Genomic DNA, 20,325 nt, shown 5'->3' on the forward strand with positions numbered 1-20,325 from the left:
TAATCAAGTGAATGAATTAATCTTGCCGCCGGACACACTACAAAGGAATGCAACATGTCTATCCCCTCGCCATTGTCGCTGGCCGAAAGAGACCGGCGTTGGAATCTCGCTCGCGAGCTGATGCGGGCAGAAGGCCTGCGGGCGCTGATCGTCTACGGCGACCGGGAAGCGGCCGCGCCCGCCGGTTTCTCGCCGGACAGCTACTTCAGCAATGACCGGCCCGGATCCATGGTCTGCTTTATCGACGACGACACGCCCAGGGTCTATACCTTCGCGTCGCTGATGATTGCCGACCACATCCAGGCGGCCTTGCGTGGCGATCTGCAATGGATCGCGCCGGAACAGATTCATGTCGGCAAGACCGGCAGGGATGTCGGCGCCTGGCTGGCGCAATGCGGCCTGGATGGCGCCCGGATCGGCATCATCGGACTGGAGCCTTATCCTCCCTTCTATTTCGATGGCGCGATGCCGGCGCGGACCATGCAAGGGTTGGCGCAAGCGCTGCCGAAGGCGGAATTCCTGCCGGTATACCGGGCCTTCTTCAAGCGTGCCTCGGTCAAGAGCGAAGAGGAACTGGGATTGATCCGCCATGCTGCGCGGATCGGGGAGGCCATGAGTGAAACGCTACGCGCGACCGCCAAACCGGGCGCGAGCGAGGCCGATCTGGTGGCTGCCGTTGTCGCCACCTGCTTTTCCTTGGGTGGCTACACCGCCGAAGTCTTGCTGGGTTCCGGCCCCGAGTATGTGGGCTGGGGGCCGCCCGCTTGGCAGTATCGCGCGCAATCGCCGCGTATCCTGCGCGAGGGCGATATCGTGCTGTCGGAGATATTTGCCCTCTATGGCCTGATGGAAACGCAGCATCAGGCCGCGGTCGCTGTCGGCGAGGTTCATCCCCACATTCTGCGCGCAGCGGACGTCGCCCGCGCCTGCTACGACGCCGGAATAGTGGCGCTGCGGGCCGGCAACACGTTCGGCGACTTGGTCGATGCCATGGAAGCGCCCCTTCTGGCGTCGGGCGGATGGCACGTGCATCCATTGGTGCACAGCATCAATCCTTACGGCCCGGTAGGCTTTGGCAGCGCACCCGGCATAGAATCGCTGCCTGAAGCCGCGCGCTATCCGCAACTAAGATCCTTGCCGACAGTGGGGCGGGAACTTCCCCTCCAGCCGGGCATGTGCTTTGCATTCGAGCCCAATTGCGGCTTCGGACGCCATTTAGCCAATATCGGCGGCACGGTCATCGTGGGAGAACAAGGCGGCATCGCGCTGAACGAGAACTCCACCCGCCTGATGCACGCCGACGGCTAGGGGGAGGCCGGCCACGGCATCGCGCAGACGTAGGCCGGCGACATGGAAAAAAAATCGAAATGAGCAGATCGAAGATTGAAGACCCTTCCTCCGACCGTGCGGCCGAGACGCGTGAACGGCTGATCGAGGCCGGACTGGCGCTGTTCAGCCGGCTAGGTCTGGAAGGGGTGCGCACACGGCAGCTATCGGAAGCCGCCGGCGTGAACCAAGCCGCCATTCCGTACCATTTTGGCGGCAAGGAAGGCGTCTACGCCGCCGTCCTGGAACAGACCGCGCAGGACATCGCCCGTCGCCTGGAATTGCCTGTGGTGGTGTCCACGGCGGTCGACCAAGCAGCGATGCAGCTCGATGCGCTCATGCGCGCATTCACAACGGCATTGCTGGACTCAGAGGCGTCCGCGGCCCGCAGCCTGCTGCTGGCGCGCGAACAACTCCAACCCACCCCGAAGTTCGACGCGATCCAGGTGGTCTTGTTCGTGCCGCTGCACGAGGCCGTGACGGCGTTGGTCGCCGCGATCCGGCAGGAGGCGCCCGGCAGCCGCGACAGTATCCTGCGCGCCCATGCCATCTTGGGCCAGGCCATCGTGTTCGCGGTGGCGCGCGAGGCACTCTTGCGGCGCCTGGGCACCAAGCGCTTGACCCGCGACATGGTGGCGCAGATCGCTGATCTGGTTGGAAAAACCGCCGTTAACGCGGCCAAGGGTTAGGGGCGCGATGCCGTGGGTGGCCGGATCGCTTCCACGCGCTGCGCCAGCGTGGCGCTGGACAGCTCGCCAACGCGCACATCCATCAGCCGGCCATCGGCGTCCAGGAAGAGCGTGGCGGGCAACCCGCGGTTGCTCATCATGCGCGACGCGTCGCCGGCCGGGTCCAGCAGGGCGTTGGCCAGCGACGGCGCATGCTGGTCCAGGTATTGCCTGACGGCGGCCGGCGTTTCACCTTGGTTCAAAAATACGAAGTGAACGTCCGGATTGGCCGCCTGGGCGCGTTCAAAGGCCGGCATCTCGCGCCGGCAAGGCGGGCACCAACTGGCCCACAGGTTCACCACCGTAGGCTTGCCCTGGAATTCCGATAGCGTCGCGGCGGCGCCGTTCAGGCCTTGCAGCGTCACTCCCGCCAGCGCGGGTTGCGCTTGCGGGGTCAGCGCCAGCAGGTAGCCGCCGGTCAGCCAGGTGGCGGCGGCCAGCGTCAGCGCGCCCAGCAGGGCGGGCCGGGACGCGTGGGCCCGCAGCGCGGCATAGGCCACATAGACGCAGGCAACGGCCAGCCCGGCCATGCCGGCCCAGCCGCCGTCGCGCAGGTCCAGCGCCTGGATCGGGTCCTGCATGATGTGTTCGCGGGTCTGCCAGATGAAGCCCAGGCGCGCGGCCACCAGCCCCAGCAGCAGCGCCCGCCACAGTACCGTGCTGATTTCCGAGGCGCGCTTGCCGCTGAATAGCCGCGCGGCCAGCAGGCCGACCAGGCCGGCCACGATGAGCACGGCCAGTTCGGTGGGAAACACCAGGGGGCCCAGGCGGATGGCGGGACTCATTGGCCGGGCTTCGCAGGTTCGGCGCAGTGCAGCCGCAGTTCGTTGACCAGGCGCGGTACATCGTGCGGTGCCCGAGCGAGCAGCGCGTGATCATCGGAGGATGTCCCCAGCAGCCGAAAGCAGATACCCGCGGCCATGATCTGCAGGTCCTCGACGTCGGCTCGGGTGTGCAAGGGCTGCGGGCCGGAAATCCAGAATCCGTGGCGCGCCACCTTGGCCTGCAGGCGCTCGGTGTCCGGCATCCGCTGTTCGTTGGCGGCCCGTTCAAGCTCCAGGAACAGGGGCGCATAGACGGCGTAGGCATCGGTAGGGGCGAACGTGCCGGTGAACCAGGCACCGGGCGCCGTGCCGACCTCTGCGATACCGATCAGAGCCGCATGACGGTCGTAGAGACGAAATTGCATGTGAGGGTCTGAAAAAACAACGACGGAAAGGCCAAGGCTAGCACGCGGTGGACAGGTCCGTGCCGCGCCAGCGGTAGGTGTTGCGGTTGCGATATGCTGGTGCGTCGCTGTTTCCGGATCCGTGCCAAGATGACCTCGCTTCCCTCGTTGCTGCCTCTGATCCAAGCGCCGATGGTCGGCTCGTTCAGCTCCCTGACCATCGCGGCGTGCCGCGCCGGCGCGCTCGGTTCGCTGGCTTGCGCCGCGCTCGGCGCGGACACCCTGCGCGAGCAGATCAGCGCCATCCGCGCCGAGACCGACGCGCCGTTCAACCTGAACTTCTTCAGCCACACGCCGCCGGTGCCGGATGAGGCTGCCCAGGCCCGCTGGCGCGACACGCTGGCACCGTACTACCGCGAGGCCGGGCTGGACCTGTCGGCCGCCGGCAGCGGCCCTGGCCGCGCGCCGTTCGATGAGGCCATGTGCCAGGTGGTCGAAGACCTGCGTCCCGCGGTGGTCAGCTTCCATTTCGGGTTGCCGGACGAGACGCTGCTGGAACGCGTGCGCCGCGGCGGCGCACGGATCCTGTCGTCGGCCACCACGGTCGAAGAGGCGCGCTGGCTGGACGCGCGCGGCGTGGACGCCATCATCGCCCAGGGGGTGGAGGCGGGCGGTCATCGCGGCATGTTCCTGACCGATGACATCGGTGCGCAGCCCGGGCTGTATGCCTTGCTGCCGCAAGTGGTGGACGCGGTCAGCGTGCCGGTGATCGCGGCCGGCGGCATCGCCGATGGGCGGGGTATTGCCGCGGCGTTCGCGTTGGGCGCGGCCGCGGTGCAGTTGGGCACGGCCTATCTGCTCACGCCGCAGGCAGGGCGGTCGGCGATCCATCGCCAGGCGGTGCGCGAAGCGCGTGACGACGCCACGCGCCTGACCAATCTGTATACCGGCCGTCCGGCCCGGGGGCTGTTGACGCGATTCATGCGCGAGCAGGGTCCGATGAGCGCCGTGGCGCCCGCGTTTCCATTGGCCACCGGCGCGGTGGACCCGTTGCGCGCCGCCGTCGAAAAGACCGGCAGCGGCGATTTTTCGCTGCTGTGGTCGGGCGAGGCCGCCGCGCTGGCGCAGGAGATCGACGCCGAAGCCCTGACGCGTCAGTTGTGGGACGACGCGCTGGCCTGCGCCGGCGGCCTGCAGGCAGGCATGGCGGCCCGGGCCCGCTGAGTCCGGCCGCCCAGGGCGCCGCTGGGCGCCCGGCGGCTGTCCCTATATGTCGTCCTGCTGAAACACATATTTCCAGGAACGCTAAAATACCGGCTCGCGGCTTCTGTCGATCCGGACGGCGAGCCTCCCGGCATTCTTCATTCCTGCGCGTCGCGCACCCAAAAACATGAAAAAACTGACTGCTGTTCTTCTCGTGTCCGCAACCACGATGCTGACCGCTTGCGGCCCGTCCGACAACGCGCCCACCGCCAGCGCCCCGGCGCCCGCCGCCGCGCGCAAGGTCGTGGTCGGCCTGGACGACAACTTCCCGCCCATGGGTTTCCGCGACGCCAGCAACCAGATCGTCGGTTTCGACATCGACATGGCCAAGGAAGCCAGCAAGCGTTTGGGGCTGGAAGTCGAATTCAAGCCCATCGACTGGAGCGCCAAGGAAGCCGAACTGAACGGCAAGCGCGTGGATGTGCTCTGGAACGGCCTGACCATCACCGAAGAGCGCAAGAAGAACATCAGCTTCACCGCTCCGTACATGGCCAACCACCAGATCATCATCGTGGGCAACGCCTCGCCCGTGAAGGTCAAGGCCGATCTGGCTGGCAAGGTGGTCGGCGCCCAGGACGGCAGCAGCGCCACCGACGCCATCGCCAAGGACCCGGTCGCCAGCAGCATCAAGGAAGTCAAGAAGTTCGGCGACAACGTCACGGCCCTGATGGACCTGGCCGCCGGCCGCCTGGATGCCATCGTGGTCGACGAAGTGGTGGGCCGCTACCTGATCAGCAAGCGCGCCAATGAATACCGCGTGCTGGACGAGAACTTCGGCACCGAAGACTACGGCGTGGGCGTGCGCAAGGACGACACCGACCTGCTGGCCAAGCTGGACAAGACCCTGGATTCGATGAAGCAGGACGGCACCGCCGGCCGCATCGCCACCCAGTGGTTCGGCGCCAACATCATCAAGTAATTCCCCTCTGAAACGCCCGGGCCGCATGGCGGTCCGGGCGTTTTGCAGTTCTACGGCGCGAACCCTCCCGCATGGACTATGTAATTTCCCTTCTGGGCCCGCTGGCGCAAGGCGCCAAAGTGACCCTGACGCTGTTCTTCATCACGCTGGCCCTGGCGGTTCCGCTGGGGCTGGTGCTGGCGCTGCTGCGGATTTCCAAATGGACGCTGGTCAGCCGGCTGGTCAACGGCTATATCTGGCTCATGCGCGGCACGCCGCTAATGCTGCAGATGCTGTTCATCTATTTCGCCTTGCCGTTCGTGCCGGTGGTGGGCGTGCGCCTGCCTGATTTCCCGGCGGCGGTGGTGGCATTCGCGCTGAACTACGCCGCGTACTTTGCCGAGATCTTCCGCGCCGGCATCCAGTCGGTGGATCGCGGCCAGTACGAAGGCAGCAAGGTGCTGGGCATGACCTATCTGCAGACGCTGCGCCGCATCGTCCTGCCGCAGATGGTGCAGCGGGTGCTGCCGCCCATGAGCAACGAAACCATCACCCTGGTCAAGGACACGTCCCTGATCTACGTGCTGGCGCTCAACGACATCCTGCGCACCGCGCGGGGGATCGTGCAGCGCGACTTCACGACCACGCCGTTCCTGGTCGCGGCCGCCTTCTACCTTCTCATGACGCTGGTGTTGACGTGGTTCTTCCAGCATATGGAAAAGCGCTATGCCAAATACGACCAGTAATCCGTCCGCCGGCGAGCGCCGCGTCATGATCTCGGCCCGCAATATCGTCAAGTCGTTCGGCGCCAACCGCGTGCTGGACCAGGTATCGCTGGAATTGGGCAAGGGCGAAGTGGTCGCGGTGATCGGGCCGTCCGGCTCGGGCAAGAGCACCTTCCTGCGTTGCCTGAACCACCTGGAAACCATCGACGAAGGCGCGATCGACATCGAAGGCGAAGCCCTGGCCAGCGCCGTGCCGGGCGGACGCAGCCAGTACGCCAGCGACGCCGATGTGCGCCGCATTTGCCGCAAGATGGGCATGGTGTTCCAGTCGTTCAACCTGTTCCCGCACATGACCGTGCTGCAGAACATCATTGAAGCGCCCATGATCGTCAAGGGCATGGCGCGCGCGGCCATTGTGCCCAAGGCCGAGGAATTGCTGCGCAAGGTCGGCCTGCTGAACAAGCGCGACAACTATCCCACGCGCCTGTCCGGCGGCCAGAAGCAGCGCGTGGCGATTGCCCGCGCGCTGGCAATGGAGCCGGACATCATGCTGTTCGACGAACCGACCTCGGCGCTGGATCCCGAACTGACGGGCGAAGTGCTGCGCACCATGCGCCAGCTGGCCGACGAGCACATGACCATGCTGGTCGTGACGCACGAAATGGGCTTTGCCCGCGAGGTCGCGCATCGCGTGATCTTCATGGACGAAGGCCGCATTGTCGAAGAGGCGCCGTCGGCCGACTTCTTTCGCGCGCCGCAACACCCGCGCAGCCGCGAGTTCCTGGCGCATATGCTGTAGTTGGACAGGCTGCCGGCCGCGTAGGCGGCTGGCGCTTGACCCCGCCGCTTCAGCCCCGGCCGCCGCGCCGGGGCACGATCATCGGACTGCCCGTCTCTGGATCCGGCAGCACCCGGCAATCCAGGTCGAACACCTGCCGCATCGCGGCCTCGGTCACCACTTGCCGCACGTCGCCCTGGACCGCGATCCGGCCGGCGCGCATCATCACCACCCGGTCGGCGTAGCGGAACGCCAGGTTCAGGTCATGCAGCACCACCACCAGAGTGCGTCCGGCCCGGTGCAGGCGCGCGCATAGCTCCAGCAGGTCGATCTGGTGGCGGATGTCCAGGAACGTGGTGGGTTCGTCCAGCAGCATGATGCCGGCGTCCTGCGCCAGCACCAGCGCCAGCCAGGCGCGTTGGCGCTGGCCGCCCGAGAGCGTGTGCACGGGATGGTCGGCCAGGTCGGCCAGGTCGGTGTCGGCCAGGGCCGCGTCGACGGCCTGCGCATCGGTCGGCGACCATTGCCGCAGCAAGGTCTGGTGCGGATAGCGGCCGCGCGACACCAGGTCGCGCACGCTGATCATTTCCGGGGCCACGGGGTTCTGCGGCAGGTAGGCCAGGCGCCGCGCCACCGCCTTGCGGCGCAGCGCCGCCAGAGGCTGGCCGTCCAGCCGGGCTTGGCCCTGGGTAGGGGCCAGCGCGCCGCCCAGCACCCGCAGCAAGGTCGATTTGCCGCAGCCGTTCGGCCCCACCACCGCCGTGAAGGCGCCGGGTTCGACATCCAGCGACAGTTCGCGCAGCACGGCGGTGTCGCCATAGGACAGGCCGACCTGCCGCAGTTGCAGCGCGGGAGCGCGGGAAGCGATGTCGTTCATGTTGAAGCCTTGCGCCATTCAAGCACCAGCAGAAAAGCCAGATAAACGCCGCCGATGCCGGCAGTCAGGACGCCCACGGGCAGGCCGTTGGGGCCGGCCGCGCGGGTCAACAGGTCGGCCGCCGCCAGCAGCACCGCGCCGGTCAGGGCCGCCAGCAATGGCTGCGGACCGCTGGACCGCACGCAGCGGCGCGCGATCTGCGGCGCGGCCAGCGCGATGAAGGCGATGGGCCCGGCCACCGTGACCGCGGCCGCCGCGGCCAGCACGGCCACCAGCGTGGCCGCCAGCCGGGATCGCGGCGGCGAGGCGCCCAGCGCCTGCGCCAGGTCGTCGCCCATTTCCAGCAGGCGCAGCCGGGCACACAGGGCCAACGCCAGCGGCAGCAGCACCGCGCAGGCCGCGCCGATCAGGGCGACGTCGTGCCAGGTCTTGCCGGCCAGGTTGCCGTTCAGCCAGGTGGCCGCCACATAGGCCTGTTCGCGCCGCAGGTTGGACAGCCCGTACTGCACGAATGCGAAGGCGATGGCGCCCACCGCGATGCCGGCGATGACCATGCGCTGGGGCGCGGCGAATCCGGCGCCGGAGCCGAACCACACGCCCGCGGTAGCCAACAACGCGCCCGCCGCCGCCCCCCAGGCTACCGGCATCAGGCCGGGCCAGACCATGGCCACCGCCACCGCGCCGGCCGAGGCGCCGGCGGTCAGGCCGATCACGTCGGGGCTGCCCAGCGGATTGCGGGTGATGCTTTGGAACAGCGCCCCGGACAGGCCCAGCGCCGCGCCCGCGCCCAGGGCCGACAGGGCGCGCGGCAAGCGCACCGTGTGCACCAGCCACTGCTCCACCGCGCTGCCGCCGCCTTGCAGCGTCCGCCACAGCGTGGCCCAGGGCAGGCCGGGGTCGCCGGCGCGCAGGGTTGCAACCAGCAAGGCGCAGGCCAGCGCGAGGAGCAATCCGCCGCAGACCAGCGCGCGCGGAGCCAGCGGCCAGGCCAGCCAGACGCCGGCGCGCAGCATGGGTACGGACGGCTGGGCGGGGCGGGCGGTTGCCGGGGCGGCGGACGACGTCATCGCCGGGTCCGCGCGCCGCGTCATACCAGGCTCCGGCCGCGGCTGCGCAACGCCGCCAACAGGAACGGCGCCCCGATGAACGCGACCACCACCCCGGTCAGCAATTCCGCCGGCGCGCGCAGCAGCCGCGCCAGGATGTCGGCCACCAGCATCAGCAACGGCCCCAGCACCACGCAATAGGCCAACAGCCAGCGCAGGTCCGGCCCGGCGTAGCGGCGGGCGATGTGCGGCACGGCCAGGCCGACGAATGCGATCGGGCCGGCCGCCGCCGTGGCGGCCGCCGCCAGCATCGCCACGCACAGCAAGCCCAGCAGGCGGGTCAGGCCGGCACGCAGGCCCAGCGCCTGCGCCAGCGCGTGGCCCAGGGCCAGCAGGTTCAGCGGCCGGGCCAGCACCGCCGCCAGCAGCAGGCCGGCGCCGATGTAGGGCGCGGCGCGCAGCGCGGCGTCCAGATTCTGTCCGGCCAGCGAGCCCACCGCCCAGAAGCGGTAGGCGTCGAAGATATCGCTGCGCAGCAGCGCCACAGCCTGCACATAGGCGAACAGCACGGCGTTGACGGCGGCGCCGGCCAGAATCAGCCGCACCGGCTGCAGGCCACGGCCGCCCGCGCCGATCAGGTAGACCGCGGCCGCGGCGCCCAGCGCGCCGGGCAGGGCGGCCCAGAACGGATGGGCGGGCAGGCCGCCGGCCACCAGCGCCACCGTGACGATCGACGCCGCCGCGCCCGCGTTCACACCCAGCAGGCCGGGTTCGGCCAGCGGGTTGCGGGTCAGCGCCTGGATCAGCGCGCCCGCCACCGCCAGCGCCGCGCCGGTCAACAGGGCCAGCAGCGTGCGGGGGATGCGCGAGGCGACCACCAGCGCGGCGTAGCGGTCGTCCGGCCGTACCAGCGCCTGCCATACCGCGCCGGCCGACAAGCCGCGCGACCCCAGCCACAGGCTGGCCAGCGCCGCGGCGGCCAGCAGCAGACAGGCCGCCAGCAGCAGCGGCGTCCGCAAGCGGCGCGACGGTTGGGGCGCCTGCGTCATGGGGCTGCCCCGTTAGCTTGCTGGGCCCGCTTGGCGGCCTGCGCCAGTTGCGGCGCCAGCCGGTCCAGCATCCAGGCCACGGCCAGCGGCGTGCCGGACGAAGACGCCATGACCAGCGCCGGATCGCTCAACGCCACGTAAGCGCCGCGGCGCACGGCGGGAATCGAGGCATACAGCGGCAGGGCCGCGGTGCGATCGCGTTCTTCGGGGGTGTAGAACCACGACACCAGGATGTCGGCATCGCCCAACGCGTCGGCGTGTTCGAAGCCCAGGTAGTGGGCGAAATGCCCCGCGCTGGCGCGCAGCCCGCGTACGGACGGCGCCAGCGTCAGGCCCATCGCGCTCAGCGTGTCCACACGCGGGTCGCCCGCCACATAGGCGGCGAAGTTGCCCGAGCCCAGGTCGGCCCGCACGTAAGCGAAGGTTTTGCCGGCCAGTTCGGGATACTGGCGCGCCGCCTGCGCCAGGGCACCGTGGATGCGGGCCTTGAGCGCGCCCGCCTCGGCGCGCTTGCCCAGCGCCATGGCGATCAGGTCGATCTGCGTGTCGACGGGCGTGAGAAACGGCTGGTCGGGATAGGCCACCACCGGCACCAGCCGCGACAGTTGCGCATAGGCTTCGGGGCTGACGCCGGAAAAAGGCGCCAGCACCACGTCGGGCCGCAGCGCGATGATCTTTTCGATGTCCAGTTCGGGATACACGGTGATGCGTTCGGGCAAGGGCTGGCCGTGGGCCTGGATCGCGGCGCGCACCCAGGGCCAGTAGTGGTCGCCGTCGCCACCCCAGTCGGCCCGGCTGGTGCCCACCGGCACCATGCCCAGCGCCAACGCCAGGTCGTCCGCGCCCAGGCCCAGCGTGACCACGCGCCTGGGCTGAGCAGGAATCACCGCCTGGCCCAGCGCGCTGTCGATCGTGACGGGAAAGCTGTCCGCCGCCGTGGCCGGTGCGGCGCTTGACGCCGGGGCAGACGACGCAGGCGCGGCTGCGGGCGGCGCGGTCGCCGTGGCAGACGCCGCGCCAGACGATGAATTCGCGGCAGGCGCGGGCGGCGCGCGATCGCACGCCGTCAACGCAAATGCCAGCGCCAACGCCGCGGCAATTGCCGCGGCGCTCCGGCGCATCCGCGCCGTATCAACCAGGTTCAAACGCATCGTGCCGCTGTGCTCCTTGCCTCAGTACTGCGCGCGCACCGTCAGCATGACGTTGCGGGGCGCGCCATACCAGCCCTGGCTGAAAAAGCCGATCTGGTCGTAGTACTTCTTGTCGAAGACGTTATTCAGGTTCAGGGTGGCCGATACCTGCTTGGAAAAATCGAAGCGCGCCATCAGGTTGACCAGCGCGTAGCTGCCTTGCTCCACGTCCACATTGCCGCGCGGGCTGGGCGCGGACTGGAACATGCGGCTCTGCCAGTCGACGCCGCCGCCCACCGTCAGGCGGTGCAGGTCGCCCGGCAGCCGGTAGGTGGTGTACAGCTTGAACAGGCTGCGCGGATGGCTGGTGTTGATGGGCTTGCCGTCGGCGTCCTTGGCGGTGAAATGGGTGTAGCTGGCGCCGATGTTCCAGCCGGGCGCGAGCTGGCCGTTGGTTTCCAGTTCGAAGCCTTCGACCTTGGCGCCGGATGCTGCGCGATATGCCTGGGTGCCCGGCAGTCCGCTGACGGACTCGCCGGCAATGGCCTGCGCCAGATTGTTCTGGCGGGTCTGGTACAGCGATACCGCGGCGTTCAACAGGCCGTCCAGGTAGGCGGCCTTCAGGCCCACTTCGTAGCTCTTGCCGTCGATGGGCGGCAGGATCGAGCCGCTGGGCGTGCGCGCGTTCTGCGGCTGGAAGATCTCGGTGTAGCTGGCGTAGGCGGTGTAGGTGCTGTTGATGTCGAAGATCAGGCCGGCATAGGGCGTGAACTGGTCGTTGATCTTGTATTCGCGCTTGCTGCCGAAGTAGGTCTGGTTGGTCTCCCAATTGCTCCAGCGCCCGCCGATGATCAGGTGCAGCGGATCGGCCAGCGCAAAGCGGCCCACGGCATACGCGCCGGTCTGCTTGACGCGCATGTCATCTGCCGGCGTCTTGTTGCTGGACCATGTGGGTTCGGCGATATGGTCTTGGCGCCAGTCGAAGAAGCTGCCGATGGCGGGCTTGGCGCCGGTCATCAGGTATTGGCCGATGTTGCTGTGGTCGTTCACGCTCATCCAGCCCAGCGCCAGTTCGTGTTTGCGGCCCAGCAATTGGAACGGACCCGATACCGTCAGGTGGATGTCGTCACGCGAACGGTCGCCGTCGTAATTGTTGAACGAGCTGGTCATGCCGGCGCCGGTGGCGCGGTTGGGGTAGCCGCCGCGGTACAGCTGCTTCATGCGGTAGTCGCCGTCGTTGTGGCTGTAGGCCGCGCGCACCTTCCAGTCGTTGGCGAAGCGGTGCGTCAGGTCCACGAACGTGGTGGTGGTCTCGGTGTCGATGCGGGCCCAGGGCGTGTTGTTGGCGACCGAACGGTTGAAGTCGGTGCGTGAACCGTCGCTGTAGAACAACGGAAAGCCGCTGCCGAAGCCGTTGCTCTGGTTGCGCTGGTATTCCAGGCCGGCTGTCAGCACGGTGTCCGGTGTCAGGTCGGCGCTGATCACGCCGTAGAAGGTGCGCTTGCGCGAATCCAGGAAGGTCACGTAGCTGTCGCCCTGGCTGTAGGCGGCCACGAAGCGTGAACGGATACGGCCGTTCTCGGTGACAGGCACGGACAGGTCCAGGTCGCCGCGCAGGTAGTCCCAGCTGCCGGCGCTGGCGCTGCCCGACAGGGCGAATTCGCGCAGCGGCTTCTTGCGGATGAAGTTCACCGCCGCGGAGGGGTTGCCCGAGCCGGTCATCAGGCCGGTGGCGCCGCGCACGATTTCCACCCGGTCGTAGATGGCCGCGTCCATGTCCGTGGCGCCGTAGTTCCATTGGCTCAGGATGGGCGTGTTCAGGCCGTCGAACTGGAAGTTGTCGATTGCAAAGCCGCGCGACGAGAACGATAGCCGGTTGCTGTCGCTGCGCGTGACCGAGATGCCGGGCGCGCTGGCCAGGATCGTGCCGGTGTCCCGCAGGCCCTGGTCCTCGATCTGCTGCCGCGTCACCACGCTGACCGATTGCGGGGTTTCGCGCGGCGACAGGGTCAGGCCCGTGGCCGTGCTCATCGCGTCGGTGTTGTACGAATGGGTGCCTTCGGTCGTGCCGAGGATGCCGGCGCCGCTGACCGTGACCGCGGGCAACTGGGCCACGCCGCTGGTGTTTTCGGACGAGGACGAGGCCGGAGCCGTCGCGCTCTGGGCGCCGGCGTTCTGGTGGGTCAGGGCGGAGCAGCACAAAGCCGTCTGAATCGCGTAGACAAGAGGACGCACCCGGCGCGGACGGGCGGCGGGCGAGGGCAGAACGGACGGCATGAGGGCGAGCTCCAGCGGAAATGTTTGGTAATGAGAATTATTGTTTTTTACCGGCCCGCCGGGGTATGCCGGATGATGCGATCCATATGGCAAACGCCGCCAGCCTATCCCGCCTCCGCTTTTGCCATGGGCGCGGCGCACCGATGCAGCCAGGCCCAGCCCGCCGCGCTGGCCGTCACGCAGGCCAGCATCGCGGCGGCCAGCCACAGCGGCTCTCCATAGACCAGCGGCACGCACCAGCCGCTGACCACCGAGAACGTCAACATCTGCATGAAGCCCAGTACCGACGCCGCCGTGCCGGACAGGTCGGGCACCCGCGCCAGGATGCGCAGCGTCATGGCGGGCACCGACATCGCCAGCCCGCAGGTGAACACGCCGGGCAGCAGCACCGCCCACGGCAGGCGCGGCGTTTCGGCGGCGGCCACATACAGCACATTTGCCAGGCAGCTGCCGCCCATCAATAGATAGGCCAGCAGCGTGATGCGCGAATCCGGCCACTGGCCGGCCTTGCGCGCGGCCAGCAGCGCGCCTGCCATGGCGCCCACCACCAGCGGCACGAACAGGTAGGCGAAATCCGTTTCCGGCAGCCCCAGCACGTTGGCGATGAAATCGGGCGCCGCGCCGATCAGAAAGCCCTGAGCCGCGAACAGCAGGCTGAACGCCAGGCCCAGCGACACATAGCGCCGGTCGCCGAGCACGCGGCCGTAGTTGGCCCCCAGCGTGCGCCAGGACAGCAACTGACGCTGGGCGGGCGGCAGGGTCTCGGGCAGGCGCCGCGCGCACAGCAGCCAAGCCGCGCCGGCCAGTACGGCCAATAGCAGGAAGACGGCGCGCCAGCCCTGGTGCGCGGCCAGGTAGCCGCCGATGATGGGCGCCAGCGCCGGCGACAGGTTGAACACCAGGATCAGGTATGACATGGCGCGGCGCGCCAGCACCCCGTCGTAGCAGTCGCGGATGATGGCCTGGCCCACCACGATGCCGGCGCCGGCCGACAGGCCTTGCACCGCGCGGCCGGCCAGCAGCCAGCCGAAGCTGGGTGCCAGCGCCGCCATCAGCGTGCCACACAGGTACACGCCCAGTGCGGTCAGCACGACGCGGCGGCGGCCCAGCGAATCCGACAGCGTGCCATGCAAGAGCAGCATGGAGGCGTAGCAGGCCATGTAGACGCCCAGCGTCAGTTGCACGGTTTCCTGCGACACCGAAAATTCCCGGCCCAGCGCCCCGAAGGCGGGCAGGTAGGCGTCGATGGTGGCGGGCGCGACGCAGGCCAGCAGGCCCAGCATCAGCACCATGACGGGAAAGGAAGGCGGGGTTTCGGGGCGCGGCACGACGGCATCCATGGCTGGCGCTTCCCGGGGCGGAAAGCTCTGCCGCATGGTCGCCCGCGCGGGGCCCGGCAATGAATGGACAACGCCGCAAGTGCAATGGATGCCGCCGTAACGCGTTCAATGCCGAGCCGAATGCCGCGGCGGCGGGCAGGCGGCTGCCGGGCAACCCGCTCACGGCCCGGCCGTTCAGTTCAGCTCGCTGGGCGCGATGCCGTAGCGTTCGCGGAACGCCGTGGCGAAATTAGTGGCGTGGCGGTAGCCCACGAAGTGCGCCGCCTGCTGCACGCTGCACCCTTGGGCCAGCTGTTCGCGGGCGACTTCCAGCCGGCGCTCGCGCAGCCAGCTGAATACCGACCGCTGGTAGGTGGCCTGGAACTTGGCGCGCAGGGTGCTGGGGCTCATGCAGGCCAGCCGTGCCAGGTCGTCCAGCGTGTGCTCTTCGCCGGGCGCGCTGTGCAGGCGTTCGCGCACCCGCTCCAGCAATTGGCGGTCGCGCTCGGACACCGCGCTTTCCACCGGCGCGCCGGCTTCCAATGAGGCCAGGGCGTGGGCCAGCAACTGCATGGCCACGCCGTCGCGCAGCATGTTCTGCAGCGGGCCGTCCCAGGCGCAGTCCAGCAGATGCTCGATGGCCTGCAACAGATGGCCTTGCACCTGCCAGCGGCGCAGCCGCAGGGCAGGCGAGCGCAGCGCCTTCCAGATCATTTCGCTGGTCTGGTCGTCGCCCGCGCTGTCGGGGTCGGATAGCGACAGGTTGACGCTGCGCAACCGCTGCCCGGCGGCGTGCGTGCCGGTCATGGCGACGGTGTCGCCATACAGCGCGCTGACGCCGCTGTGCGCGGCCAGGCGCACGTCTTCATGGCGGTCTATGCGGGTCTGGGCGTGGCCTTGCAGCATCACGATGGCCGAGAAGCGTGGCGACATCATCGACGTGGCTTCGTAGTGCTGATGCACGCGCACGTCGGACAGCACCAACGTCAGGCCGGGGCGGATGGCGTATTTCTCGACGCGGCCCTCGGCGATGCAGAGGGACTCGGGATCGCCGCGAACCGCGCGGTCCAGCTGGGGCAGGCGGTAGCGGAAACCGCTTTGGTCGCCCATGCGGTTGAAATCGGCGACGGTGAATTGGGCGGGGGAGGCTGATGGGTTCAAGGTCGTCACTCGCGTTACGGGATGAGCCCTTGGCGGCATGGGAAACGCCGCCAAATGTGCAAATGAGAATAGCACATATTCGCATTTTTGCCGGGACTTTCCCATCCTTGCTCCGCCACCGTTTTACGCGGGGCGACGTGCCCCGGCCGGCATAGGGCCGCGCCATATCAAGGCGCCGCGCAGTCGCCCAGCTGGTCCCCCATGACGTCCCGGTACCACTCATGGAAGTGTTGCATGCCGTCTTCCATCGGCGATTGATATGGCCCGCTTTCCGAGACGCCGCGGCGCAGCAGGGCCAGCCGGCCGGCATCCATGCGCTCGCCGATCTCGTCGTCCTCGATCGCGGTCTCCATGTAGGCCGCACGCTGGGCCTCGACGAATTCGCGTTCGAACAGCGCGATTTCCTCGGGGTAATAGAACTCGGCGATGTTGATGGTTTCCTGCGGGCTCTTGGGATACAGCGTGGACAACACCAGCACGTGCGGATAGAGCTCGATCATGTGGGTGGGGAAGTACGTTACCCAGATCGCGCCGAAGTCCGGCGCCGACCCGCCGCGGTAGCGCATCAGCGTGTCGTGCCAGTCGGCATATACGTCCGAGCCGGGCTTTTCCAGCGAATCGTGCACGCCCACGCGCTGCAGGCTGTACTGCTGGCCAAATTCCCAGCTCAGGTCGTCGCAGGTCACAAACCGGCCCAGGCCCGGGTGGAACGGCCCCACGTGATAGTCCTCCAGGTACACCTCGATGAAGGTCTTCCAGTTGTAGTTGCACTGGTGCACTTCCACGTGGTCCAGCACATAGTCCGAAAAATCGAACTCGGGCCGGGTGAACAGATTGCCCAGGTCGCGCTGCGGATCGCGCGGGCCTTCGAACAGCAGGCCGTGGCAGTTCTTCAGCGGAAAGCGCGGCAGGTTCAGGCACGGGGTGCTGGGAAACTGCGGCGCGCCCAGGATCTGGCCTTGGTTGTCGTAGGTCCAGCGGTGCAGCGGGCACACGATGTTGCCCCCGGTGGCCGACAGGTTGCCCGACGGATTGCCCGGACCCGTCACCGCGCCCGTTTCGCCGCCCAGGATCAACGCCTGGCGGTGGCGGCACACGTTGGACACCAGCTCCACGCCGCGGGCGTTGCGCACCAGCACGCGGCCGCCTTCCTCGTTGGGCAGGCGGCGCCAGTCGCCGGGCTCGGGCACGCCTTTTTCGTGGCCCACGTACAGGGCCGATTGCTTGAATATGCGTTCCTGTTCGCGGGCGAACAGGGCTTCGTCGAAATAGGCCCGAACGTGCAGCGGGCTCAACGCCTGTTGCACATGCTCCAGGCGGCCAATGTCCGTCATATCCGACTCCTTGTGCCGTCACGCAAGGCTCCCGGGCCGCCCTTCAGGCGGGCACGGCGCTCTCGGCGTCGATCCGGGCAATGCGTTCGGCAAGATCCAATTTGGGGCAGGTGCTGCAATAGTCGCCGTCGCGCCTGCGGAAGTAGTGGCAGCAGACCTGCCGGTCGACAGCGATGACCGGCAGCGTTGCGCGCTCGTAGGTCAGGTAGCCGCTACGCCCGCCGATGCCCAGCAACGCCAGCCAGCGGCCGGCCTGTTCCTGGGCCCAGGCATTGGCCGCGGCGCTGTCGTCCTGGCGCGCGGCCAGCAGGGCGTACAGCACGCAATCGGCCTGCATGCTCTCGGCAGCGCGCGGGCTGAGCCGCAGCACCTGGGTCAGCTCGCGGTAGAAGGTGGCGCAGATATTGCGCAATTGCGCGGCGGCGGCCTGCATGCGTTCGAGCAGGCCGCCGCGCAAGGGTTCATGGCGGTCCAGCGTATAGCCGATGACGAAGCCGTCCGGCGGCACCGGCTGGCTCATGCTGGACAGGTCGGGCACGATCGCGCTGCGGTGCGCGGCGATCACGCTCAGGTACACGGGCTGCCAGATCAGCAGCCCCCAGCAACGCAGGGCCAGGTAGTGCGGCCCGGCTTCCGGGTAGCGGCGCTGCCAGCAATCGCGCAGTTGCACGATCAGTGCGCCGTTGTCGGCGCCCGGGCGCAGGCCCGGGTCCGCCGCCGGCGCGACCTGGCCCGACAGCCCGGGCACCAGGCGGCCGGTCAGGTCCAGCAGATCGTCCAGGTCGCGGTTCACGCAAGCGCCCGCGCGGAGTCGGCCACGCCCTGGCCCAGCCAAGCGGGGCGGTACGGGGCGATAGGGTTGGCCAGGTTGGGCGCCATCTGGAAACTGCCGATCGGGTCGGCCAGGTTGACCATCTGCAGATTGTTGGCCAATTGCAGGCGGTTCAGGCACGAATGGATCATCTCAGGCGCGAACAGATCGTACTGGCGGTGTTTCTCGCGCTGCTCGGGATGCGCTTCCTGATAGGCGATGACGCGGCCGGCCACCAGTTTCCAGAACGCGTCTTCCTGCATCACGCCGCTGTCGGCTAGCACCTGCGACAGATGGCGGAAGTAGCCTTCGAACACATCCACGAAGATGGTCAGCAGCTTGTATTCCTCGGGCACGTCGGCGGCCAGGCGGCGGGCGTTCTCGGGTAGCGCGGCATCCGGGTTCAGGATCGACGATTCCTCGGCGATGTCCTTCATGAAGGCGCGTACCGGCACGTGATCCTCGATCACCAGGATCACGTTTTCGCCGTGTGGCATGAACACCAGGTCGTGCGCGTAGAAGCAATGCACCAGCGGCGTCAGGTAGGCATCCACATAGCGTTCCAGCCACGCGGCCGCATCGAGCCCGGATGCGCGGATCAGCGCCGGCAGCAGCGCGCGGCCGTCGGGGTCCACGTGCAGCAGCGCCGCCATGGTCATCAGGCGTTGTTCCGGCCCGATCAGTTCCATGGGGTTTTCGCGCCACAGCGCCGAGAACATCTTCTTGTACGGCGTGTCCACCGAAATGGCAGCTTCGTAGTAGTAGTTGCGGAACCCCAGCGACGCCGCCTCGCGCAGGATCGTAAAGCCGTTTTTACGCAGCCACGGGTCCGACGAGATCAGCCCGTGCAGGTATTCGTTGATGGCCGGTGTGCCGGACATGTAATAGGGCGACAGCCCGCGCATGAAGCCCATGTTCAGGATCGACAGCGAGGTTTTCACATAGTGCTTGCCCGGCTGGCTGATGTTGTAGAACGTGCGGATGGACTGCTGCGCCAGGTAGGCGTCGTCGCCATAGCCCAGGCACACGATCTTGCGCGTGGCCACATAGGGCGCGAATGCCAGCGATAGCTTGTTGAACCACTGCCACGGATGCGACGGCATGAAGAAATAATCGGCCGGGTCCAGGTCCTGGTCGCGCAGCGTCTGCGTGTAGCGGGCCACGGTGTCCGCGCCCAGCTCGTCCCGCAGCAGGCTGTCGTAGTCCATGGTCGACAGGCACGCGAAATGCGCGTTGTCCTTGTGCACCGCCAGCCACATCACGCGGATCGGGCTGGCGCATTCGGGCGCATAGACGTGGTAGTCCTCGGCGTCGAAGCCCAGCCGACCGTTATTGGCCACGAAGCTGGGGTGGCCTTCGATCATCGAGGTTTCGATGGTCTGGTAGTCGGCCAGCGCCAGTTGCGCGGACGGCAGCGCGGCGCGGGTGTGCTTGTAGGCGCTGCCGTGCAGCGTGCTGGTGATTTCGTCCAGGTAGATCGGCAGGCGGTCTTCGGGCATGCCCAGCTTGTCGCGGATCTCGATCACGAACTGCAGCGCGTCCAGCGGGGCGGGCGTGCCAGCCATGGTTTTGCTGATGGACTCGGCCGGGATGCGCCAGTGGCGCATGGCCATCAGCTGGGCGTTGAACTGGTATTCGGCGTGGCCGTCGGCCAGCACCAGGCGGTAGCGGTCAAAGCCCGGCGTGTCCGAGGGGCCCAGGCGCTCGGGTTCCAGCAGCCATTCGTGCGCGTATTCCGAGATGGCCTTCTTGACCAGCAGGCGGTTCGCTTTTTCCCAGACCTCGGGGGCAAGGTGGCTGGCGATCTGGGCGGGGTGGGGCTGGGTGCTCATACGGTCGACTCCTGGAGTTGGGCCTGTTCAAACTGTTGCCGGGTGCAGAATGCGATGCTCGCGGTCTTTTCGCGAAAGCGCGCCTGGCCGGTGTAGACAAAACCCATGGCCAGGTTGAGCGCATGGATCTTGGCGTTGTTGCTGTCGGGTTCCACCACCACACGCAGGGCCTGGAGGCGGTCAAACATGAAGCGCATCACCAAGGCCATCACGTTGCGGCTGAAATTGGGGATGCGCACTTGCGGCGGGCCGATGAAGATGTGCATGCCCAGGTCGCCGGCGCGCACGGGGTAGTGTTCGCCGACCTGGTCGTGCGCCGGGTCGTAGCACTCGACCAGGAACGCCGGCCGGCCGTCGTGGCTGCCCAGCCAGGCGCCGGCGTGGCCGCTGTCGCACAGCGCTTCGTAGAATTCGCGCACCTGGGCTTCGGAGAATTCCTGCATCGACCAGAAGCGGGCGTAGTCCATCGAGAACCATTGGCGCAGCAGCGCGGCGTCCTTGGCCGGGTCCAGCGGGCGCAGCGTCAGGCCCTGGCCTTCGTCGTAGCAGCTGCGCGCCTGGCGGTCGATGGCGCCGAGAAAGGCGGATGTCATGGTGATCATG

General features: G+C 68.0%; 19 protein-coding genes. 6 read left to right on the plus strand and 13 right to left on the minus strand.

Translation table 11 applies throughout. The features are described 5' to 3' along the window. Positions 1-54 precede the first annotated feature (54 nt). Both A9974_RS18215 and A9974_RS18220 read left to right on the plus strand, forming a co-directional pair. Positions 55-1,308, plus strand: a complete 1,254-nt coding sequence (locus A9974_RS18215; RefSeq protein WP_183005570.1) for a M24 family metallopeptidase — start codon at positions 55-57, stop codon at positions 1,306-1,308. A gap of 59 nt (positions 1,309-1,367) precedes the next feature. Further along, the gene (locus tag A9974_RS18220; protein WP_183005571.1) at positions 1,368-2,015 is read left to right on the plus strand and encodes a CerR family C-terminal domain-containing protein; all 648 of its coding nucleotides are present in this window, start codon (positions 1,368-1,370) and stop codon (positions 2,013-2,015) included. On the opposite strand, the gene A9974_RS18225 is transcribed toward A9974_RS18220, so the two are convergent. Then, complete coding sequence (locus A9974_RS18225; protein WP_183005572.1) at positions 2,012-2,839, minus strand: TlpA disulfide reductase family protein; 828 nt, start codon at positions 2,837-2,839, stop codon at positions 2,012-2,014. The two genes, A9974_RS18220 and A9974_RS18225, sit on opposite strands and share 4 nt — an antisense overlap. Further along, positions 2,836-3,243: a hypothetical protein gene (locus A9974_RS18230; RefSeq protein WP_183005573.1), complete on the minus strand. Its 408-nt coding sequence runs from the start codon at positions 3,241-3,243 to the stop codon at positions 2,836-2,838. Before A9974_RS18230 ends, A9974_RS18225 begins: the two co-directional genes overlap by 4 nt. Before the next feature lie 129 nt (positions 3,244-3,372). Here A9974_RS18230 and A9974_RS18235 point away from each other — a divergent pair, with 129 nt between their 5' ends. The 4 genes from A9974_RS18235 (at position 3,373) to A9974_RS18250 (ending at position 6,907) form a co-directional block, all read left to right on the plus strand. Beyond that, complete coding sequence (locus tag A9974_RS18235; protein WP_183005574.1) at positions 3,373-4,446, plus strand: nitronate monooxygenase family protein; 1,074 nt, start codon at positions 3,373-3,375, stop codon at positions 4,444-4,446. A 166-nt stretch (positions 4,447-4,612) separates the two neighbouring features. Further along, the gene (locus A9974_RS18240) at positions 4,613-5,404 is read left to right on the plus strand and encodes an amino acid ABC transporter substrate-binding protein (RefSeq protein ID WP_183005575.1); all 792 of its coding nucleotides are present in this window, start codon (positions 4,613-4,615) and stop codon (positions 5,402-5,404) included. 71 nt (positions 5,405-5,475) lie between these two features. Beyond that, positions 5,476-6,129, plus strand: a complete 654-nt coding sequence (locus tag A9974_RS18245; protein WP_183005576.1) for an amino acid ABC transporter permease — start codon at positions 5,476-5,478, stop codon at positions 6,127-6,129. Between the two features lie 25 nt (positions 6,130-6,154). Further along, positions 6,155-6,907: an amino acid ABC transporter ATP-binding protein gene (locus tag A9974_RS18250; protein ID WP_183005621.1), complete on the plus strand. Its 753-nt coding sequence runs from the start codon at positions 6,155-6,157 to the stop codon at positions 6,905-6,907. A gap of 49 nt (positions 6,908-6,956) precedes the next feature. Here the strand turns inward: A9974_RS18250 and A9974_RS18255 are convergent, their stop codons facing one another. The 11 genes from A9974_RS18255 to A9974_RS18305 all read right to left on the minus strand — a co-directional run bounded on the left by A9974_RS18255 (position 6,957) and on the right by A9974_RS18305 (position 20,324). Then, complete coding sequence (locus A9974_RS18255) at positions 6,957-7,763, minus strand: ABC transporter ATP-binding protein (protein WP_220806012.1); 807 nt, start codon at positions 7,761-7,763, stop codon at positions 6,957-6,959. Continuing rightward, positions 7,760-8,854, minus strand: a complete 1,095-nt coding sequence (locus A9974_RS18260; RefSeq protein ID WP_255468222.1) for an iron chelate uptake ABC transporter family permease subunit — start codon at positions 8,852-8,854, stop codon at positions 7,760-7,762. The genes A9974_RS18255 and A9974_RS18260 overlap by 4 nt, the downstream gene beginning before the upstream one ends. Further along, complete coding sequence (locus tag A9974_RS18265) at positions 8,851-9,858, minus strand: iron ABC transporter permease (protein ID WP_183005578.1); 1,008 nt, start codon at positions 9,856-9,858, stop codon at positions 8,851-8,853. The genes A9974_RS18260 and A9974_RS18265 overlap by 4 nt, the downstream gene beginning before the upstream one ends. After that, positions 9,855-11,009 (minus strand): ABC transporter substrate-binding protein, encoded by a 1,155-nt coding sequence (locus A9974_RS18270; RefSeq protein WP_255468223.1) that lies wholly within the window; start codon positions 11,007-11,009, stop codon positions 9,855-9,857. Before A9974_RS18270 ends, A9974_RS18265 begins: the two co-directional genes overlap by 4 nt. A gap of 21 nt (positions 11,010-11,030) precedes the next feature. After that, complete coding sequence (locus A9974_RS18275; protein WP_370539648.1) at positions 11,031-13,253, minus strand: TonB-dependent siderophore receptor; 2,223 nt, start codon at positions 13,251-13,253, stop codon at positions 11,031-11,033. A gap of 116 nt (positions 13,254-13,369) precedes the next feature. Beyond that, positions 13,370-14,593 carry a multidrug effflux MFS transporter gene (locus tag A9974_RS18280; protein WP_370539649.1) on the minus strand — a complete coding sequence of 408 codons (1,224 nt, stop codon included), beginning with the start codon at positions 14,591-14,593 and terminating at the stop codon, positions 13,370-13,372. A 186-nt stretch (positions 14,594-14,779) separates the two neighbouring features. Further along, positions 14,780-15,694 (minus strand): helix-turn-helix transcriptional regulator, encoded by a 915-nt coding sequence (locus tag A9974_RS18285; RefSeq protein ID WP_255468228.1) that lies wholly within the window; start codon positions 15,692-15,694, stop codon positions 14,780-14,782. A 218-nt stretch (positions 15,695-15,912) separates the two neighbouring features. Further along, positions 15,913-17,079, minus strand: a complete 1,167-nt coding sequence (locus tag A9974_RS18290; RefSeq protein ID WP_183005582.1) for an aromatic ring-hydroxylating dioxygenase subunit alpha — start codon at positions 17,077-17,079, stop codon at positions 15,913-15,915. A 43-nt stretch (positions 17,080-17,122) separates the two neighbouring features. Continuing rightward, positions 17,123-17,872 (minus strand): siderophore ferric iron reductase, encoded by a 750-nt coding sequence (locus tag A9974_RS18295; protein ID WP_183005583.1) that lies wholly within the window; start codon positions 17,870-17,872, stop codon positions 17,123-17,125. Continuing rightward, positions 17,869-19,722, minus strand: coding sequence for an IucA/IucC family siderophore biosynthesis protein (locus A9974_RS18300; protein ID WP_183005584.1), 1,854 nt, complete (start codon positions 19,720-19,722; stop codon positions 17,869-17,871). Before A9974_RS18300 ends, A9974_RS18295 begins: the two co-directional genes overlap by 4 nt. Continuing rightward, the gene (locus A9974_RS18305; protein ID WP_183005585.1) at positions 19,719-20,324 is read right to left on the minus strand and encodes a GNAT family N-acetyltransferase; all 606 of its coding nucleotides are present in this window, start codon (positions 20,322-20,324) and stop codon (positions 19,719-19,721) included. Before A9974_RS18305 ends, A9974_RS18300 begins: the two co-directional genes overlap by 4 nt. Position 20,325 lies beyond the last annotated feature (1 nt).

It is taken from the genome of Achromobacter sp. UMC71 (genome assembly GCF_014170305.1).
Taxonomy (GTDB): Bacteria; Pseudomonadota; Gammaproteobacteria; order Burkholderiales; family Burkholderiaceae_B; genus Achromobacter.

Excerpts from the sequence above, each read along its gene's own strand:
- A9974_RS18215 (WP_183005570.1), top strand. The coding sequence starts at position 55 with ATGTCTATCCCCTCGCCATTGTCGCTGGCCGAAAGAGACCGGCGTTGG.
- A9974_RS18220 (WP_183005571.1), top strand. The coding sequence starts at position 1,368 with ATGAGCAGATCGAAGATTGAAGACCCTTCCTCCGACCGTGCGGCCGAG.
- A9974_RS18225 (WP_183005572.1), bottom strand. The coding sequence starts at position 2,839 with ATGAGTCCCGCCATCCGCCTGGGCCCCCTGGTGTTTCCCACCGAACTG.
- A9974_RS18230 (WP_183005573.1), bottom strand. The coding sequence starts at position 3,243 with ATGCAATTTCGTCTCTACGACCGTCATGCGGCTCTGATCGGTATCGCA.
- A9974_RS18235 (WP_183005574.1), top strand. The coding sequence starts at position 3,373 with ATGACCTCGCTTCCCTCGTTGCTGCCTCTGATCCAAGCGCCGATGGTC.
- A9974_RS18240 (WP_183005575.1), top strand. The coding sequence starts at position 4,613 with ATGAAAAAACTGACTGCTGTTCTTCTCGTGTCCGCAACCACGATGCTG.
- A9974_RS18245 (WP_183005576.1), top strand. The coding sequence starts at position 5,476 with ATGGACTATGTAATTTCCCTTCTGGGCCCGCTGGCGCAAGGCGCCAAA.
- A9974_RS18250 (WP_183005621.1), top strand. The coding sequence starts at position 6,155 with ATGATCTCGGCCCGCAATATCGTCAAGTCGTTCGGCGCCAACCGCGTG.
- A9974_RS18255 (WP_220806012.1), bottom strand. The coding sequence starts at position 7,763 with ATGAACGACATCGCTTCCCGCGCTCCCGCGCTGCAACTGCGGCAGGTC.
- A9974_RS18260 (WP_255468222.1), bottom strand. The coding sequence starts at position 8,854 with ATGACGCGGCGCGCGGACCCGGCGATGACGTCGTCCGCCGCCCCGGCA.
- A9974_RS18265 (WP_183005578.1), bottom strand. The coding sequence starts at position 9,858 with ATGACGCAGGCGCCCCAACCGTCGCGCCGCTTGCGGACGCCGCTGCTG.
- A9974_RS18270 (WP_255468223.1), bottom strand. The coding sequence starts at position 11,009 with ATGCGTTTGAACCTGGTTGATACGGCGCGGATGCGCCGGAGCGCCGCG.
- A9974_RS18285 (WP_255468228.1), bottom strand. The coding sequence starts at position 15,694 with ATGGGCGACCAAAGCGGTTTCCGCTACCGCCTGCCCCAGCTGGACCGC.
- A9974_RS18290 (WP_183005582.1), bottom strand. The coding sequence starts at position 17,079 with ATGACGGACATTGGCCGCCTGGAGCATGTGCAACAGGCGTTGAGCCCG.
- A9974_RS18300 (WP_183005584.1), bottom strand. The coding sequence starts at position 19,722 with ATGAGCACCCAGCCCCACCCCGCCCAGATCGCCAGCCACCTTGCCCCC.
- A9974_RS18305 (WP_183005585.1), bottom strand. The coding sequence starts at position 20,324 with ATGATCACCATGACATCCGCCTTTCTCGGCGCCATCGACCGCCAGGCG.